At 39.2% G+C, this 17,954-nt stretch carries 19 protein-coding genes; 3 read left to right on the forward strand and 16 right to left on the reverse strand.

Annotated elements, in window-relative coordinates; genetic code table 11:
- The first annotated feature begins 19 nt into the window (after positions 1-19).
- Positions 20-2,215, forward strand: coding sequence for a S8 family serine peptidase (locus CRO15_RS03980; RefSeq protein WP_097044467.1), 2,196 nt, complete (start codon positions 20-22; stop codon positions 2,213-2,215).
- 93 nt (positions 2,216-2,308) lie between these two features.
- On the opposite strand, the gene CRO15_RS03985 is transcribed toward CRO15_RS03980, so the two are convergent.
- The 15 genes from CRO15_RS03985 to hemA form a co-directional block, all read right to left on the reverse strand.
- Positions 2,309-2,674 carry a VOC family protein gene (locus CRO15_RS03985; RefSeq protein ID WP_097044468.1) on the reverse strand — a complete coding sequence of 122 codons (366 nt, stop codon included), beginning with the start codon at positions 2,672-2,674 and terminating at the stop codon, positions 2,309-2,311.
- The gene (locus CRO15_RS03990) at positions 2,674-3,387 is read right to left on the reverse strand and encodes a 3'-5' exonuclease (protein ID WP_097044469.1); all 714 of its coding nucleotides are present in this window, start codon (positions 3,385-3,387) and stop codon (positions 2,674-2,676) included. Before CRO15_RS03990 ends, CRO15_RS03985 begins: the two co-directional genes overlap by 1 nt.
- Positions 3,388-3,396: 9 nt before the next feature.
- Positions 3,397-3,867: a methylated-DNA--[protein]-cysteine S-methyltransferase gene (locus CRO15_RS03995; protein WP_097044470.1), complete on the reverse strand. Its 471-nt coding sequence runs from the start codon at positions 3,865-3,867 to the stop codon at positions 3,397-3,399.
- Entirely contained in the window at positions 3,867-4,988 is a 1,122-nt protein-coding gene (locus CRO15_RS04000; RefSeq protein ID WP_097044471.1) for a CNNM domain-containing protein, read from the reverse strand. The genes CRO15_RS03995 and CRO15_RS04000 overlap by 1 nt, the downstream gene beginning before the upstream one ends.
- A gap of 43 nt (positions 4,989-5,031) precedes the next feature.
- Positions 5,032-6,333, reverse strand: a complete 1,302-nt coding sequence (locus CRO15_RS04005; RefSeq protein ID WP_097044472.1) for a serine hydrolase domain-containing protein — start codon at positions 6,331-6,333, stop codon at positions 5,032-5,034.
- Between the two features lie 16 nt (positions 6,334-6,349).
- Positions 6,350-7,339, reverse strand: coding sequence for a porphobilinogen synthase (gene hemB / locus CRO15_RS04010; protein WP_097044473.1), 990 nt, complete (start codon positions 7,337-7,339; stop codon positions 6,350-6,352).
- A 12-nt stretch (positions 7,340-7,351) separates the two neighbouring features.
- Positions 7,352-7,960, reverse strand: a complete 609-nt coding sequence (locus CRO15_RS04015; RefSeq protein WP_097044474.1) for a holo-ACP synthase — start codon at positions 7,958-7,960, stop codon at positions 7,352-7,354.
- A 69-nt stretch (positions 7,961-8,029) separates the two neighbouring features.
- Positions 8,030-8,818: a PhzF family phenazine biosynthesis protein gene (locus tag CRO15_RS04020; protein WP_097044475.1), complete on the reverse strand. Its 789-nt coding sequence runs from the start codon at positions 8,816-8,818 to the stop codon at positions 8,030-8,032.
- 28 nt (positions 8,819-8,846) lie between these two features.
- Positions 8,847-9,749, reverse strand: coding sequence for an oxygen-dependent coproporphyrinogen oxidase (gene hemF, locus CRO15_RS04025; RefSeq protein ID WP_097044476.1), 903 nt, complete (start codon positions 9,747-9,749; stop codon positions 8,847-8,849).
- Positions 9,746-10,240, reverse strand: a complete 495-nt coding sequence (locus tag CRO15_RS04030) for a DUF6973 domain-containing protein (protein ID WP_097044477.1) — start codon at positions 10,238-10,240, stop codon at positions 9,746-9,748. Before CRO15_RS04030 ends, hemF begins: the two co-directional genes overlap by 4 nt.
- Positions 10,237-10,785, reverse strand: a complete 549-nt coding sequence (locus CRO15_RS04035; protein WP_097044478.1) for a GNAT family N-acetyltransferase — start codon at positions 10,783-10,785, stop codon at positions 10,237-10,239. Before CRO15_RS04035 ends, CRO15_RS04030 begins: the two co-directional genes overlap by 4 nt.
- Positions 10,786-10,800: 15 nt before the next feature.
- Complete coding sequence (gene hemE / locus CRO15_RS04040) at positions 10,801-11,826, reverse strand: uroporphyrinogen decarboxylase (RefSeq protein WP_097044479.1); 1,026 nt, start codon at positions 11,824-11,826, stop codon at positions 10,801-10,803.
- Positions 11,819-12,919 (reverse strand): uroporphyrinogen-III synthase, encoded by a 1,101-nt coding sequence (locus CRO15_RS04045; RefSeq protein ID WP_097044480.1) that lies wholly within the window; start codon positions 12,917-12,919, stop codon positions 11,819-11,821. The genes hemE and CRO15_RS04045 overlap by 8 nt, the downstream gene beginning before the upstream one ends.
- A 52-nt stretch (positions 12,920-12,971) precedes the next feature.
- Positions 12,972-13,898, reverse strand: coding sequence for a hydroxymethylbilane synthase (gene hemC / locus CRO15_RS04050; protein WP_097044481.1), 927 nt, complete (start codon positions 13,896-13,898; stop codon positions 12,972-12,974).
- Positions 13,895-15,151, reverse strand: a complete 1,257-nt coding sequence (gene hemA / locus CRO15_RS04055) for a glutamyl-tRNA reductase (protein WP_097044482.1) — start codon at positions 15,149-15,151, stop codon at positions 13,895-13,897. The genes hemC and hemA overlap by 4 nt, the downstream gene beginning before the upstream one ends.
- A gap of 210 nt (positions 15,152-15,361) precedes the next feature.
- On the opposite strand from hemA, the gene CRO15_RS04060 reads away from it, so the two are divergent.
- Entirely contained in the window at positions 15,362-16,240 is an 879-nt protein-coding gene (locus tag CRO15_RS04060) for an AraC family transcriptional regulator (RefSeq protein ID WP_097044483.1), read from the forward strand.
- Between the two features lie 9 nt (positions 16,241-16,249).
- Positions 16,250-16,996 carry a ThuA domain-containing protein gene (locus CRO15_RS04065; RefSeq protein ID WP_097044484.1) on the forward strand — a complete coding sequence of 249 codons (747 nt, stop codon included), beginning with the start codon at positions 16,250-16,252 and terminating at the stop codon, positions 16,994-16,996.
- Here CRO15_RS04065 and CRO15_RS04070 read toward each other — a convergent pair.
- Entirely contained in the window at positions 16,982-17,830 is an 849-nt protein-coding gene (locus CRO15_RS04070; RefSeq protein ID WP_097044840.1) for an N-acetylmuramoyl-L-alanine amidase-like domain-containing protein, read from the reverse strand. The genes CRO15_RS04065 and CRO15_RS04070 overlap by 15 nt on opposite strands.
- Positions 17,831-17,954 lie beyond the last annotated feature (124 nt).

Raw genomic sequence — 17,954 nt, forward strand, 5'->3', positions numbered from 1 at the left:
TCTTACTTAACCTCAAATCATGGATTGCAGAATACCTACTTGGGCAACAGGAATTTTTTCATCCTTGCTATTTTCTTTTTTAAGTATGTCTTCGGCTTTCGCACAGACCGATGTTCAGAAGAGATCTATACAATCTACATACGATCATAGTACGATAACTTCTCTAATTGCTGAGCTTAAATTGGAGCATCAATCCAAAGAGGCCAAGATTAAGAATATGCTTGTTTCTAAAAATTGGAAGCATTCTGAAAAACAAAAAGATGGAACCATTGTGGAATTGCAAGACGTTGGAACTGATGGAACTCCTCTTTTTTATACTACGCTGAACGATCCAACTAGACAAACTTCAAGAGCGCATACTTTATATGCCAATGGTCTTTTGGGTTTAGGATTGGATGGAAAAGGAATGCAAGTTGGTATTTGGGATGCCGGAGTTGCCTTGACCACACATCAAGAGTTTGATTCCAGGGCGAAAAATGGTGATAATACTGCTGAAGTTGGACAACATGCCACTTTGGTTACTGGAAATCTTATCTCGTCCGGAGTAAAGTCCAATGCTAAGGGAGTTGCTTACGGAGCTGAAGCACTTACCCATAATTGGACTCGTGACAAAATTGAGGTCGCCGAAGCTGCGGCCAATGGACTTTTGCTGAGCAATCATTCTTATGGAATAAAATCGGATCGCGTACCAGATTGGTATTTTGGTTCCTACATACGTGTATCCCAAGATTGGGATAAGATAATGTACAATGCCCCTTATTATTTAATGGTGACCGCAGCTGGTAATGCCCAGAGATCCTTTGATAATGATACACCCAACTTTGGGAAAACTGCGGATGGTTTTGACTTGTTGTTGGGGTTTTCGCTATCAAAAAATGGGCTTACCATTGCGGGAGCCAATACCAAAATTGGAGATAAAGGAGAATTGCAGGAAGCACAAGTTGCAAGTTACAGCAGTTTGGGTCCGGTTGATGACGGACGAGTTAAGCCTGATTTGGCGGGAGATGGCTCCTCAATATTTTCCACGAGTTCCCAAACTAATACAAGCTATGATTCTTCTGCAGGCACCTCTATGGCTGCCCCTGGTGTTACGGGATCTCTGTTGTTGTTGCAGCAATATCACAATGACCTTTATGGAAGCTATATGAAAGCTGCAACCTTAAAAGGACTGGCTTTACATACTGCTGATGATGTTGATGCAAAAGGACCCGATTATAAAATGGGATGGGGCGTGATGAATGCCAAAACTGCTGCTGAACTGTTACAAAACAAAGGGTATAGCACTATGGTGCAAGAGGAAATTCTTACGGGGGGCGATACATTCTCCGTTACCGTTGATGCAAATGGATTGGGAAGTTTAATGGCGTCCATTTCTTGGACCGACCCAGAGGGAGAGTATATCAACAGAGGAGAATTGAACAGTACCACCCCGGCATTGATCAACGATTTGGATATCAGGATTACCAAAGATGGGGAAACGTTTCTTCCGTGGAAATTGAATCCAGCCAAAGCAGCTTCGGTAGCAACAAAAGGAGATAATTCCGTGGATCCGTATGAACGCATTGAAATTGCCAACGCCAAGGGGACCTATACGATAACAGTTACGCATAAAGGAGGGTTGAAAAATGGACTTCAAGATTTTTCACTGCTGGTTTCTGGAGTGAAGGTTACTGGCTGTACTGCTGAAGCACCTTCTGGATTTGAATTGCTTTCTGCTGATGAAACTATGGCTGCGGTTTTTTGGTCAGATGCAGCTGACACACTTTTTGAAATTCAATACAAAGGAGTTAATGAATCTGAGTGGAAAAATGAGTTGATCTGGGAAAATAAATTTGAGATGACCAACTTGACTATTGGAGCTACCTATCAGGCAAGGATAAGAGCTATTTGTACGGAGAATGTTGCGTCTGATTTTTCCGAGGAAATTCAGTTTGTATTTAAGGGAACGGAAACCGAATTTTTTACATATGAAACCTTTTCGGTGAATGAGGAATTACAGATTTCAGTATACCCTAACCCAGCAACGGAGTGGCTCACCTTGGATGCAAAACTTTCAACAGATGCAGCATATTCAATAATAACCACATCTGGAAATACCATTAGAAGAGGAGAGGCTACGGCCTCCATCAATGTTTCAAGTTTGTCTGCAGGATTATATGTACTGGTAGTGCAGGACTACGCAGGAATAAAGAGCACTAAATTTTATAAAAATTAGAGATGATCTTTATAAAAAACCATAGATCAGAAGGCGTTGTCTCAACAAAGTTGAGGGCCCGAAGTTTTTCGGCTAAATTTTTATGGTTGTTGCCTAAGCATCTTCTACAATAAAAATGGCATTGTTGTTAAGATCATAAAACCCAAATTCATGCGTATGCCATGGGGTATTCAACCTAAGTTTGTCTTTGGTTACTGTACCTCGTTGTATAAATTCATGGAAAATAGGCTCAATGTTTTTCACAAAGATTTTTATGACCGAACCTCCCAACAACGGATCGTCCTTCGTGTCGGCATGCCACTGAAGGTGAATAAACAAATTGTCTCTTTTGAGGCAAGCGTACATTTTATCTTTTGAACGTAACTCAAAGCCTGTATGTTTTGAATGCCATTCCACATCTCTGTTGATATCTTGAGAGGGAAGTACAGGAGTGATTTCCAATAGAGTGGTTTTGTCCATTATATTTTTATTATTTCTTTTTCCAAAAGTAAATCCTCATTTCGCAAGCGTAAGAAAACCTGTGCGGTGGTTACCACGTCCAGTTCACAATATGAAATGATTCGATCAAGGCCATTTTCTTCATAAAAAACATCTTTTACCATGCTGCCATCCATATCTTCTTTTGGAGAGGGAATTCCCAAAATATGGGCCAATAGTTTTAAGGAAGTATAGTGTTTGTAATCGCCAAATTTCCATAATTCCATGGTATCCAAATGGGGGACCTCCCAGGGTTTTTTCCCGAAAAGGTCCAATTTATAGGGAAGATTCATGCCATTTATCACCATTCTTCGCGCGATATAGGGAAAATCAAATTCCTTTCCGTTATGGGCGCACAGTAAATGTTTTGCCTGGCTGAAATGCTCTTTGAGCAATTGCTTGAACTGTTTCAACAGTTGTTTTTCATCACCTGAAAAAGAAGTGACCCTAAAACTTCTTACATCCCCTTTAAAGGTAAAATAGCCTACTGAAATGCAGAGGATTTTTCCAAATTCAGCCCAAATACCGGCACGTTCGTAAAAATCTTCTGCAGTAATTTCATCTTTGCGCTGGTATTGGGATTTTTGTTCCCAAAGTACTTGGGTGCTTTCATCTAAATCCGAAAAATTTTGTTTTTGGGGTACAGTTTCAATATCCAAAAAGAGGATATGTTCTAGGTTAAGTTTATAAAGCATGGTCAAATATTAAAAGAGAGCCATCTGTTTTGCAGGACTCTCGTGTTCTAAAAGCCATTTTTTGCGATGAAGTCCTCCGGCATAGCCAACAAGGTCTCCATTACTTCCAATTACCCTGTGACAGGGAACAATTATCCAAAGGGGGTTTTTGCCATTGGCCGAGGCTACTGCACGAATGGCTTTGGGGTCTCCCAATTTTTTGGAAAGTTCAAGATATGAAATTGTTTTGCCAAAGGGAATTTCTTGTAGTAATTTCCACACATTTTTTTGAAAATCAGTTCCCAATGGATTCAGTTTTAGATCAAAATTCTTACGGTTTCCCTCAAAATATTCACGAAACTGATAAACGGCATCTTCCAAAACCTCTGGAATTATACCAATAGGTTTTTTTGTATCTAAAACTCGTACTGCTGCCAGCCCATTTTCATCACCTTCAAATTCGGTTAAACCTATAGGTGTTTGTAAATAAGCTATTTCCACTATTTTATGTCATTTTTAACTTCAATAATTCCAATACGCTTAGCCCTGTTCTCCCAATTCTTTCTGGCAAGCATTTGAAGGTCTTCTACGTTGTCGCTTTCGTCCATAATCTCCAATCCGAGCAGGGTTTCAATAACATCTTCCATGGTGACCAGCCCACTTACCGAACCATATTCATCCACAACCAGGGAAACATGTTCCCGTTCCGCCACAAATTTTTCAAAAAGCTCTGGAATGGGTTTGTTCCTATTGGTGACCAAAATTTCCCTTTTAATGCTATTTAAGGTTTCCTTTCCTTTTTTGTTGATGATGGACTCCAACAACTCATCCTTCAGGAAAAAACCTGTTATATTGTCCATTCGATCTTTATAAAGTGGGATTCTTGAGAATCGAAGTGGTCTGTTAGCCTCAAAGAATTCTTGTATGGTAGTGTCTTCTGATGCTGTTTTCATCACTGTTCTGGGTGTCATGACATCCTTGGCCAGGATTTCATCAAATTTCAAAAGATTTTTAATGACCTTGGATTCCGATTCCTGAAAAACACCTTCTTCATGAGCGATTTCCGTCATGGCAGTAAAATCTTCCCTACTCAAAACACTTCCATGATGCCCCTTTTTGCCAATGAGTTTGGTAAATAATTGCAATACCCAAAGCAATCCGGTCCATTTAAGCATAAACACCATTAGCTTTAGGGCTTTGGCCGTAAAGTTGGCTAACTGTTTCCAATACGTGGCCCCAATGGTTTTCGGAATGATTTCAGAAGCAACCAAAATTAGAATGGTCATTATGGTAGAAACCACGCCCACCATTAAATCTTCGGTGAACTCAATCCCAAATATGCTTCGGGTTGTGGTTCCATAGAGATCTACATAAGCAACCTTTGCCTGTACGCCGACCAAAATTGCACCTACAGTGTGTGCAATGGTATTTAAGGTGAGAATGGCGATTAAGGGCTTATCCACATCTTTTTTTAATCCCTCGAGCAAAGTTGCATATTCCTTACCTTCCTGTTTTTTAACATTAATAAAGGTAGGGGTGATGCTCAACAGGACAGCTTCCAAAATAGAGCAGAGGAATGAAAAGAAAATGGAAACAAATGCGTAAAAAAGGAGTAAGCCCATGCGTTTTATCTAGTTGTACTAAGGTAATGAATACGGATGAATTCTACTCTGCCGAATTGACAAAGGCATTATAAAAAACCTGATGTAATGCGGTGCGTATATTCAATTCATAGAGCTTTCGGTGATCTCTTGATGGGTATACCCTGTTGGAAAGAAAAATAAATACCAATTGGTTTTCTGGGTCTGCCCATGCAAAAGTACCAGTAAAACCTGCATGCCCAAAGCTTGTTTTACTTGCCAAAGGTGCTGGATAAGCATCTTTTAATGTAAGCGTATCATTCCCAATCAACGGTTTGTCAAAACCCAATCCTCTACGATTTTCATTTTCAGGATATTGAATAGTGGTAAATTCTTTAACCGTTTCAGCTGAGATAACCTGCTTGCCATCCACCTTACCATAGTTTTGATAAAAGAGCATGATTTTGGCCATATCGTCGGCAGTAGCAAACAAACCGGCATTTCCAGAAACCCCTCCTAAAAGTGAGGCATTTTCGTCGTGCACCCATCCTTTTACCAATGTTTTTCTGAACAAAGTATCTTGCTCTGCAGGAACAATTTTATTGGGAAAATCCTTTTTTGATGGGTTAAACCCTATGGTTTTACATCCTATAGGGTTGTAAATGTTTTCTTTTAGATAGGTTTCGTAATCGGTTCCTGTCAATTGAGAGATCAATTCGGGGAAAATGAGAAATGTAAGTCCGGAGTATCTGTATTTTTTTTCAGAGGATACTTTTGAACGGTTGATAGTGCGATACATTTTTCGCCGAAAGCGGTTTTTCACATAAAGGTCATCGTAAACCTGTCTCTGGAATCTTTTGCTTGGCTTTTTCTTGATGAACCTCTTTTTGATTTTCCTGTTCTTCATCACTTTTTCCAAAAAAATGATATAGGGAACCAAACCAGCTTGATGGCTCAAAATCTGTCGTAAAGTAAGGTCTTTTTTGTTCTTTCTTTTGGCCCATGGTTTCCAATAGGTAATGAAAGGGGCATCCAAATCCAGCTTTTTTTCATCTACCAACTTCATAAGGGCAGGTAAAGGACCTGTAATTTTTGTTACAGAGGCCAGATCATAGATATCATCCAAACCAACGGGCTGAACACTGTCGTACGTATGATACCCATATGTCTTATGAAAAATGATTTTGTTGTTTTTGGCAACCAATACCTGTGCACCTGGAAAAGCCTCTTCTTGAATTCCCAAAGTCATTATGGAATCAACCTGATGGTTGATATAGGATTCATCCATTCCCATTTCAGATGGACTTGCATATGGCAAACTAGTTTGAGCAACGCTCAGTTGTACGAAAGTGCAAAAACAAAATAGAATCTGGATTGGCTTTTTCATTATATAGGTTATAAAGTTAACCTAAAATCCGAATAAAATCCTTGGCAAAGTAACTGGCTATAATATTGGCTCCAGCTCTTTTGATGGCGATTAGTTGCTCCAACATCACACTATCATGGTCAAGCCATCCTTTTTCAGCGGCAGCTTTGAGCATGGCATATTCACCAGAAACTTGGTAAACGGCCACAGGAACGTCGACTTCGTTTTTGATTTCCCGAACAATATCCAAATAAGCCAGACCAGGTTTGACCATTACAACATCAGCACCTTCATCAATGTCCATTTGAGTTTCGCGAATTGCTTCAAAACGATTGGCAAAATCCATCTGGTAGGTCTTTTTGTCCTTAGGCACATTGGCTATGTCAACTGGGGCGGAATCCAACGCATCTCTGAAAGGGCCGTAAAAAGCACTGGCATATTTGGCAGAGTAGCTCATTATTCCAGTGTTTTGGAAGCCCTCATCTTCCAGAGCTTCTCGAATGGTCAAAATACGACCGTCCATCATATCGCTAGGGGTAACAAAATCAGCTCCCGCTTGGGCATGGGAAACACTCATTTCGGCCAATACCTCTGAAGTTTCATCATTCAGAATTTGCCCTTCGGCAACAATACCGTCGTGTCCATAAGAAGAATAGGGGTCAAGCGCGACATCGGTCATGATCAACATCTCTGGACAGGCATTTTTAACCGTTTTAATGGCACGTTGCATCAATCCATCAGGGTTCAATGCTTCGGTTCCTTTGTTATCTTTGAGGTTGTCGGGAACTTTTACAAAGAGCAATACAGCACAAAGGCCCATTTGCCAAAGTTCTTTGGTTTCTTTTTCGAGATTGTCCAGACTCATCCTGAAATAATTGGGCATGGATGGAATTTCTTCTTTGATATCCTTACCCTCAACCACAAAAAGTGGAACTAAAAAATCATCTGGTGTGACAATGGTTTCACGAACCAATCGTCTTATGGATTCTGATGAGCGGAGTCTTCTATTTCGTATTAATGGAAACATTTGAAAGGAGATTTATAGCCAATTTTTAATAATATTTTTTACTTCTTCATAGGGTTTATGCCCAAACCAATGTTCAAGAATGGAATAATCTTTATCAAAAAGCACAAAGGTGGGTGTTCCCTTAAATTGATTCAATGTAAAAGTAACAGGGATTATGGGATTAGTGTTCAAATAATCCTTGATTTTATGGTCAAATTGTTCGCGTTCTACTTCCGAGGCCTGATCATAATTTGCAAAATGACTCCCAATGTAGGTGATATTTTCCTGTGTGATGAATGTTTTATCACCTAAAACATCCATGGCAATGGGGAAATCAATATCAGAAAGTTGGAGTTCGTCGGGATACGTGTCAAAAGCTTTTTTTGTTTCGCCAACAAGTTTTTTTTCGTCCAATAACTGTTTTGTGTTTTCTAAGTTGTTGAATTGAAAATCTTCAAAAGCTGTGGACAGCCCCAAAAAATTGATTTGTCCAGCATACTTTTTGAACAATTCCTTCATTGATGGAAAGCCATAGAAAAAACATCCTGGGCAATTCACTTGGAAGGCAAACAACAGATTGCGTTTTCCCGGAGAAAATTTGCCTTGTAAAAGGGATGAATATTCCAGTCTAAGTTTTTTCATGGCGTCGCTTATGGTTTGACACGATTTTTTCTAATTATCACAAATGGTTATTACACGAAAATAACATCGCTAGATTTCTATTTCTCCCACAAGATAAGGTGCGCCCTTTCCCGAAATTTTTACTCGCTCGCCCAAAAACTCACAAATCAAATCCCCACCGCGTTGTGAAAGTTGCTTGGCCGTCATTTTGGTTTTTCCCAAAGCACCGGCCCAATATGGTGCTAAGGTTGTATGTGCAGAACCCGTCACAGGATCTTCGGGAATGCCACATTGAGGGGCAAAAAATCGAGAAACAAAATCAACCTTTTCTCCTGGGGCAGATACAATGACTCCTCTACAATCCAATTGATCGAGCAAATGGAAGTTTGGGGTTATGGCCTCAATTTCTGCTTGAGAATTATAAATGAGTAGATAGTCCGTTTTTCCTTTTATGGTTTTTATGGGAGTAAGACCAATGGCATTATCAATTTCTGGGATGTTCCGAATGGCCACTGTTTCATCAGTGGGAAAATCCAAAGTCAGTAGACCATTGGGTGACTTTTCAACCTCGAGTGGGCCGCTTCGTGGTGAATGAAATTTGATGATATTTTCCGAAACACCGTAGTAATTGAAGAGTACGTACGCGGTTGCCAAAGTCGCATGGCCACATAGATCCACTTCAACCTCCGGAGTGAACCAACGAAGTTCATATCCTTCAGCATTTTTTACCGCAAAAGCCGTTTCGGCCAAGTTGTTTTCCTGAGCAATCTTTTGCATGAGTTCAGTATCAAGCCAACTGTCTAAAATGCATACCGCAGCTGGATTGCCTCCGAAAACATGGTCCGTAAAAGCGTCTATTTGATATATTCTCTGTTTCATAGGTTTGGTTCTCTAACAAAACTACGGATTAAACCCAATCCTTGGGTTGTTGCAATACTTGAATCAATTTTTCCTCATCGCTTCCTTCTTCAGGATGATGATTATAGTGCCACTGCACATGTGGCGGAAGGCTCATTAAGATACTTTCAATACGTCCGTTGGTCTTTAATCCGAACAATGTACCCTTGTCGTGAACCAAATTGAATTCAACGTACCTACCACGTCTAATTTCTTGCCAATCCCTTTGTTTTTGGCTGTAGGGAAGTTCTTTTCTTTTCAGAACGATTGGTATATATGCTTCCAAAAAGCTGTTTCCAACTTCGGTGACAAAGTTGTACCAATCTTCCATGGAGGTTGATTCGGTTGCTTTGCAATAATCAAAAAATAGTCCACCTAAACCTCTGGCTTCATCTCTATGACTATTCCAAAAATATTCATCGCAGCGTTTTTTATAGTTCTGATAAAACTCCGGATTATGTGCATCACAGGCCGTTTTGCAAACGAAATGAAAGTGTTTTGCATCTTCTTCAAAAAGATAGTAGGGAGTCAAATCCTGACCTCCTCCAAACCATTGATCTACAATATTCCCCTCCTTGTCATACATTTCAAAATAACGCCAGTTGGCATGGATGGTGGGTACCATTGGATTTTTTGGGTGAATGACTAAACTTAGCCCACAAGCAAAGAAATCAGCATCTTTTACACCAAAATAGTTTTGCATACTTTGTGGAAGTGCTCCATGGACCGCTGAAATGTTGACTCCGCCTTTTTCAAATACTGCCCCATTTTCAATGACACGTGTTCTACCGCCACCACCTTCAGGTCTGTTCCATAAATCCTGTTGGAATTTGGCCAAGCCATCTACTTCTTCCAATTTATCTGTTATGGTATCTTGAAGCTGCAGTATGTAGCTGTAAAATTTATCTTTCATTCATCTTCAATTATATAAACCAATTGGTTTTTTACTAAAGTAAAATCTGTTTCAACATCTATTTTAATAGCGTTTGAGGTCATCTCCCTTAAAACATCAATCACTTGACTTTCTAATTTTGAAAAATGTTCTTGGAAAATTGCTCTACCTATTTTATTGTTATGTAAATCCATCTTTTTGGCCAACTCCCGATTGGGAAACGCATTTTCATGCCAATTGGTAATTTTCTCGACCCAAACCAAAACGACATCCATATTATTTCGCCAACGGAAACACTTTTTTGCAATCAGATAGTTCCAAAAAGCATGTCTAAATGCATTGGCAGGCCCGTTTTTGTAATGTAATCTGCCATAAATTTCAGTTGAGGTTGACATACATTGCTTGGTGGAAGATAAGGTTGGAAAAATAAAAAACGGAAACCTTAAACATAGCTTAGCCAAGGTCCAAAAACTTTTTAAACTAATCCTTTTGAGTGTTTTTAGAACATTCATGATTGCAAGGCAGGATTATGGAGTTCATACAATTCCATGTCCAAAACTTCACCATCGCCAGTGGTGTGCTCTTCCAACAAAGTTTGTTTCCATTGAAACCCATTGTTCTCCGCAACCTTTTTACTACCTATATTACTGTTGTGCACTATGATTTGAAGAGTTTGTAGTTTAGCATCATCAAAACACCAAGGAACTAAATTTTTAATACTGGCGGTCATTATTCTTTTTCCCTCATATTGGTAGCCCATGCAATACGCCAATTCACCTATTTTTTTCTCTTTATCTAGTTCTTTTACATAAATAAACCCAATTATAGTCCTATTGGTATTTTCTTTTATAACAAAAAGAAATTCCTCACGAGCTATGGATTTTTTGACCATTTTAGAGACAAATAGTTGCGATAGTGTTGGGTTGAGGTTTTGTTCAAGGGTTTTGGGAAAATAATTTTTGAGCCTTTCTTCATTGGAAACCACAAAGTCGCACATGCGCCAAGCATCTTTTTCTTGGGTGGGGCTTATGCTGTAGTTGTCGAATTCGATTTGCATTAATACCACTAAAATTTATTCTTTGTATTCTTTTACCGCATCAATAAATGCTTTTGCATTTTCTAAAGGAATGTGTGGAAGAATCCCATGCCCCAAGTTTACAACATATTTATCCTTTCCAAATTCGCGAATCATTTGGGCGACCATTTTTTTGATTACTGAAGGAGGAGATAACAACCTTGCAGGGTCAAAATTTCCTTGTAAAGTAATGTTTCCGCCCGTTAAATAGCGCGCATTTTTTGGAGAACAGGTCCAATCTACACCAACTGCAGAAGCTCCCGATTGAGCCATCTCTCTTAGGGCAAACCAACATCCTTTTCCGAACACGATTATAGGCGCTTCGTCTTTTAGGGCATCAACAATTTGTTGAATGTATTTCCATGAAAATTCCTGGTAATCTTGCGGTGAAAGCATTCCTCCCCAAGAATCAAATACCTGAACAGCATTGACACCTGCCTTTACTTTAGCTTTTAAATAGGCAATGGTCGTATCTGTTATTTTTTGAAGCAACTGATGCGCAGCCTCAGGTTGTGTGAAACAAAACCCTCTGGCCTTATCGAAACTTTTGCTTCCCTGACCTTCAACACAGTAACATAAAATGGTCCATGGAGACCCGGCAAAACCTATCAATGGAATTTCATCTTCCAATTTTTCCTTGGTTTGGGTGATTGCATCCAGAACATAACCCAAAGATTCTTGAATGTCTGGAACAACAACCTTTTCCAAATCCTTTGCTGAACGGATTGGGTTGGGCAAATAGGGACCAAAGTTCGGTTTCATTTGTACTTCGATGTCCATGGCTTGGGGAATCACCAAAATATCGCTGAACAAAATGGCGGCATCCATTCCATATCTACGGATGGGCTGAACCGTGATTTCGGAGGCCAGGTCAGGAGTTTGGCAACGGGTAAAGAAATCATATTTATCTTTTAGCGCCATAAACTCGGGAAGATAACGTCCAGCTTGACGCATCATCCATACCGGTGGTCTGTCCACAGTTTCACCCTTTAGGGCCCTCAGGAATAAGTCGTTTTTAATCATGTTGTTTGAAATGTTTTATGACTTGCACCAACACATTTTCAACGGTTGGCTTGTTAGCTATTATAATTTGACTGGTATGTTTTTTAGCTTCAAGAGATGTGGTTGCCCCAATACAAAAGGCCCAACTATTGCCAATTTCGTTTTCCTGCAGGCAGCTTCGAATACCACTGGGGCTGAAGAAAAGAACTCCATCAAAAACCCTATTGAATTTTTTAGGTCTTAGATGGGTGTTGTAGACTTGGACTTCTTTATACCGAATGTTATTTTTTTCTAACAATTCTGGTAACTCTAGTCTTCTTTGGTTTCCGGATAAAAATATAAAACGCTCATTTCTGTGGTTTTTGACTATAAAATGACCTAATTCTGATGCATTTTGTGCCATTTTAACCACTTTTAAGCCTTTTTCTTCTAAAAACGATTTGGTCTTTTCTCCAACGCAATAAGCATGGAAGTTCAAAACATTAGAATCATCAGATTGTCGAAGAAATGCCTTTACAGCATTTTTGCTAGTGAAAATCAAATTTGAATAATCCGGCGGAATAGCAATATCTAAAAATTCAAATTCTAGAGCGTTGTACTCCACAAAACCAATTCCGGAATTCAGTAACAATTCTTTTTGGGAAGGGGTGAGTATTTTAGTGGATAGCACTGTTTTGCTCCCTCTACTAGAGGAGAGGGTTGGGGAGAGGTGGTTTTTACGAATGTTGCTTCTTTTTTTCAATTGTTGTTTCCTTGCTATTGAAAATTCATGTTGCTTTTTTTTGGCATTTTCAATTGCCTGAAATAATACATCAACTTGTTCAAAAACCACTTTGTTTTCAAACCTTATAACAATATATCCCAATTCCGTTAGGTGCAAGTCCCTCAGTTCATCTTTTTTAGCTTGGTTGATTTCGTTATGATATTCGCCATCCAATTCGATAACAATACCATATTCTTCACAAAAGAAATCAACAATATATTCTTTTAAAGGATGTTGCCTCCTGAATTTTAGATTTTCAAAATTCCTATTTCGCAGATAACGCCAAAGCTTCTTTTCTGCTTTGGTCTGTTCTTTTCTAAGTAATCTTGCTATTTGGATTTTCTTATTCATTTCCCCTCACCCTAGCCCTCTCCCCGGGGAGAGGGAACTATCTTCCTCTATTTTAGTGGATAGCACTGTTTTCATTGCGTAGGGCTTCCATCAATTTATCTCCACCTTTTTCTAAAACTTCTTTGGCACAAGCTTGTCCAAAACCTTTGGCTTTAGATAGTGGAATATTTTTTTCAACACCGATTTTTTCTTTCCCATCCAGTGAAAACAAGACGCCTTCAAAATAAACCTTTTGATCTTTAATTTGAGCTAAGGCTCCAATGGGTGCGGTGCAACCGCCTTCAAGGGTTCTTAAAAATTCCCGTTCAATGCCCGTGGCAATTTCAGAATCAGAATGATTCAGTTTGTGCAAAGCCTCTTTTGAAAAATCATCGCTTTGTTGAGCAACAACGACCATGGCACCTTGTGCAGGTGCTGGAACCATCCAGTCGAGTATCAAAGCATCCTTTGGAAGTAGTTTTATCCGCTGTAATCCAGCTTGGGCAAAAATGGCTCCGCTCCAATCGTTCTCAATTAGCTTTAAAAGACGGGTATTTACGTTTCCCCTTAAATCCACCACTTGATGATGAGGATATTTATGTAACCACTGGGCCTTTCGGCGCAAGCTTCCCGTAGCAATCGTTGAAGGTTCTTCCGCTTCTAGAAAATCCGCCCCCTTGTGCACAAGAATATCATTGGTAATGGCACGTTCCAGAACTGCAACCTGAACAATGCCCTTTGGCAATTGCGTGGGCACATCTTTCATGGAGTGTACGGCAATATCAATTTGCCCTTTAAGCATGGCAACATCCAATGTTTTGGTAAAGATTCCAGTAATACCAAGCTCGTAAAGTGGTTTATCCAAGACTTGGTCTCCAGTAGATTTTATAGGAATCAAAGTGGTGTCATAACCTAATTCTTCCAATTTGTGCTGAACTGTATGCGCTTGCCACAAAGCCAATTCGCTATCACGGGTACCAATTCTTATGATTTTGCTCATTGGGAATCGATTTCTAACTGAAACACTTTTTGGATAAGTGCCAAACTATCTTCTGTATCGACTTCTGAACTTTTCAAGTGGTTTGCAAATTGTTTGGTGATTTTTTGAATAATTCGTTCGGAAATTACCTCAGCTTGGTCTTCATTGAAATCGGATAACTTTTTAGACTGAAAATCAATTTCCTCAGCCTTCATCGTCTTCAATTTTTGTTTCAAGGCATTGATGACCGGAGCAAATTTTCTAGTTTCCAACCATTTAAGGAAATCCTTTTTCACTTGCTCGATGATTGCTTCGGCTTTGGGAACAAATTCCTTTCTTTTGGCCAAAGTGTCATCGGTTATTCTGGAAAGCTGATCCAAGTGTACCAAAGAAACATTGTCCAGTTCCAATACATCATCCGAAACATTTTTGGGAACTGAAAGATCCAAGATCAACAACGGTTTTTTGGAATAGATCAGCGCTTTGGAAACTGTAGGCAATTGTGCGCCCGTAGCTACGACAAGAATATCCGCTTTTCTTATTTCCGCTTGAAGGTCACCATAATCTTTTACGGTAAGGTGAAATTTGCCGGCCACATCTTCAGCTTTTTCCCGTGTTCTGTTTATGAGCGTTATGTGGGAATTGTTGGAATGCTTCACTAGATTCTCACAAGTATTTCTTCCAATTTTTCCTGTTCCAAAAAGCAAAATGTTCTTTTCAGAAATGGCTGAAACATTGTCCAAAATATATTTTACTGAAGCAAAGGCAACGGAGGTAGCACCAGTTGACAATTCTGTTTCATTTTTGATGCGCTTACTTGCCTGAATTACAGAATTGCAAAGGCGTTCCAAAAACGGATTTGCCATTTCGTGTTTTTTGGCACGATAAAAACCTTGTTTTATCTGGCTGATGATTTCAAAATCCCCCAAAATTTGACTGTCGAGGCCGGTACCCACCTTAAACATATGGGAGATGGCATCATGGTTTTTGTAAACGTAGGCCACCTCTTGAAATTCCTCAACACTACCCCTAGTTTCATCGCAGAGCATTTTTATCAGCTGAAAAGGGTGTTGGGCAAAACCATAAAGTTCGGTACGGTTACAAGTAGAAATTGCCAGAAGACCATCAATGCCCTGCTCTTTAGCTTGAATTATGATTCTATCTATGGCAGGAACATCCAAACTAAACTTTCCACGAACTTCCGCATCAGCTTTTTTATAACTGAGGCCAACGGCATAAAAAGAACTATGTTTTGAAATATTATAATTCCTCATAAAGGATTTAAAGTCGGTCACAAAAATAATAGCACTATTACTTAAAAAATAACGCTAGAGGAACTATAAATAACTGCTCCTGTACTTTTAGATGCATTTTTGCTCAAAAAGTTTCAAAAACATTGCATTTATTGATACTTTTGATAATAGAATATCTAATTTAGAATCGTTACAAATAGAATATTTCAATTCTTTTGACTAAAAAATTGTATGAAAAATGTCGCCAAAGGTTCATATGAGGAAATTTTAATAGAAGATGGATTTTATGTGCTTAAGATTCAGAACGATAGCGAAGAATCTGCCGTTGTTGAACGTGAGATTGACAGCACTTTTATCCAGTTTCATTTTTGTTTAAAGGGACGGGGACAGTTTCAGTTTAATCAGGGCAATTACCAGCTTGAAGTTTCCGAGGAAAACTCACTTTTGCTTTACAATACCCAAAAAGATTTACCGCTTAATCTTTTGGTTTCACCCAATTCATGGTTGCTGTCCGTGATAATGACCATCCGAAAGTTTCACTCCCTTTTCTCTTCGGAAGCCGATTACATTCCTTTCTTGAGCGATGATAACAAGGAGAAAAAGTACTATTCGCAGGAAGTGGTGACCCCTACAATTGCTGTGGTGCTGAGTCAAGTAATGAATTATAGCCTACATCCCTCCATAAAAGAACTTTACGTAAAGGGAAAAATATACGAGCTGATTTCATTGTATTTCAACAAAACTCCGGATGCCGATTTGGAGCAGTGCCCCTTTTTGGCAGATGAGGACAATGTAAGGCGAATCAGAATGGCCAAGGAAATTATGATTTCCCGTATGTCCGAACCGCCCACTTTGTCAGAACTTTCACAAGAAATTGGATTGAGCCTGAAGAAACTGAAAGAGGGCTTTAAACAGATATATGGGGACTCGGTTTATGGATTTTTGTTCGATTACAAAATGGAATATGCTCGAAAAATGTTGGAAACTGGAAACCATAACGTGAACGAAGTGGGCTTAAAAGTTGGATATAGCACGGCAAGCCATTTTATCGCTTCTTTTAAAAAGAAATATGGCACCACACCCAAAAAATATTTAACTTCAAGCGCTTAATAACAAACGATGCGGTCGATAAAAATTTCCCTGATAACTTTTTGTTTTGCTTTGATTGCCAATGCCCAGGAGCCAATTAATATTCAAGAAGGAGCAAAAATGCCCGATTTAGTATTGGTATTTACCAAAACCGAAGGATATCGACATAAAGCCATTGAAAAAGGAGCTCGGACGTTACGACAATTGGGTAGAACCAATGGTTTCATTGCCCTGCAAACCGAAACAGCTGAAGACTTTAATCCTCAAAACTTGAAAAATTTCAAACTGGTGATTTTTTTGAGTACCACAATGGATGTTCTCAATGACCAACAGCAGAGGGCTTTTGAAGGATACATTAAAAACGACGGAAGCTTTTTGGGGATTCATGCGGCAGCCGACACAGAATATGATTGGCCATGGTATGGCAAATTGGTCGGCGGATATTTTGAAAGTCATCCAGAACAACAACAGGCCAAAATTGATGTGGTGGACAAAACCCATCCTTCAACAGTTCATTTAAAAAATGAATGGCTGCACTTTGATGAATGGTACAACTTTAAAAACCTTAACCCTAAGGTTAAAGTGCTCATGAAATTGGATGAGTCAACGTATAAAGGGGGAACCAACGGAGATAATCATCCTATAGCATGGTATCATGAGTTTGATGGGGGCAGGGCTTTTTATACAGGATTAGGACATACTGAAGCTTCTTATGATGATCCTGACTTCAAACAGCATTTACTAGGTGCCATTGAATGGTGTCTAGGAAGAAAGTAAGGTTGGCCTTGCTACTATAATCCCAATATTGCTTTTTATTTTTTTGAGATAATCCACTAAGGGCTCTTTGGTGATTCTTACTGAACCTGAAATGGATGCATGCAGTAAATGAATCCTTCCATCAGCCTCACGAATGGCAATTCCGGTGTGTGTAACATCCAGCCCTTTTATAGAAGTTGCCAAAGCAATGATATCACCCGATTGGATTAAATGCTCATTTGACTCAATTTCATCCTGCGCCAGAATACAAAGACTTTCTTTGGCCAATTCAGCCTCAGATTTCAGTATGGAATTATAGTTTTTGTCCTGTTCTAAAAATGGATACAAATTACGATGTGTACCCATAAAATTGATGGCTTTTTTATGTTCCCTGCCACCTAGTTCTGAGGTAATATCTCTGACCAATCTTTTTTGTTCATTATTTCGAATCCAATCTGTAAAGTAGTGCAATCGAGAAGGATATCCATCCAAAACGCCATTTCTATACCGTATGGTTTCTAAATTTTTTACAAAATTCCCAAAATCGGCTTGTTCTTTTTTGAGCATGGAAGTGAATGCCAGAACGTTCTCTACAAAAGTGGTGCAGTCCAATCCGCTAAGATTGACAACCAAGGTTTCCGTATCACCTACTTCCAAGGTTTTTTCAACATAAGGAATATCCAAAAAAGACTTTCCTACAAATACTAGGCTATCCCCCAAATTTTGAGCTTCAATGTGGCTTAGCTCCATCATTTTAGAATTGAAAAGAGAAGAATCTTTAGGAGTGCAGGTGATTTGCGCCGTGCCCGTAATGGAAAACGCCAGAAAAAAACAATAAAGAATTCTTGGAAGCATAAGCATACTGATTTGTCCTTCGAAATTAGGATTATCTATGGAATTATAAGGAAACAAATTGGAAGAATCAAATGTTAAATCATCTTCAAGTAGTATTTTTATCGCTTCTAATAACAAAACTATC

Origin of the sequence: Flagellimonas pacifica (assembly GCF_900215465.1) — a bacterium.
GTDB classification, from domain to species: domain Bacteria; phylum Bacteroidota; class Bacteroidia; order Flavobacteriales; family Flavobacteriaceae; genus Flagellimonas; species Flagellimonas pacifica.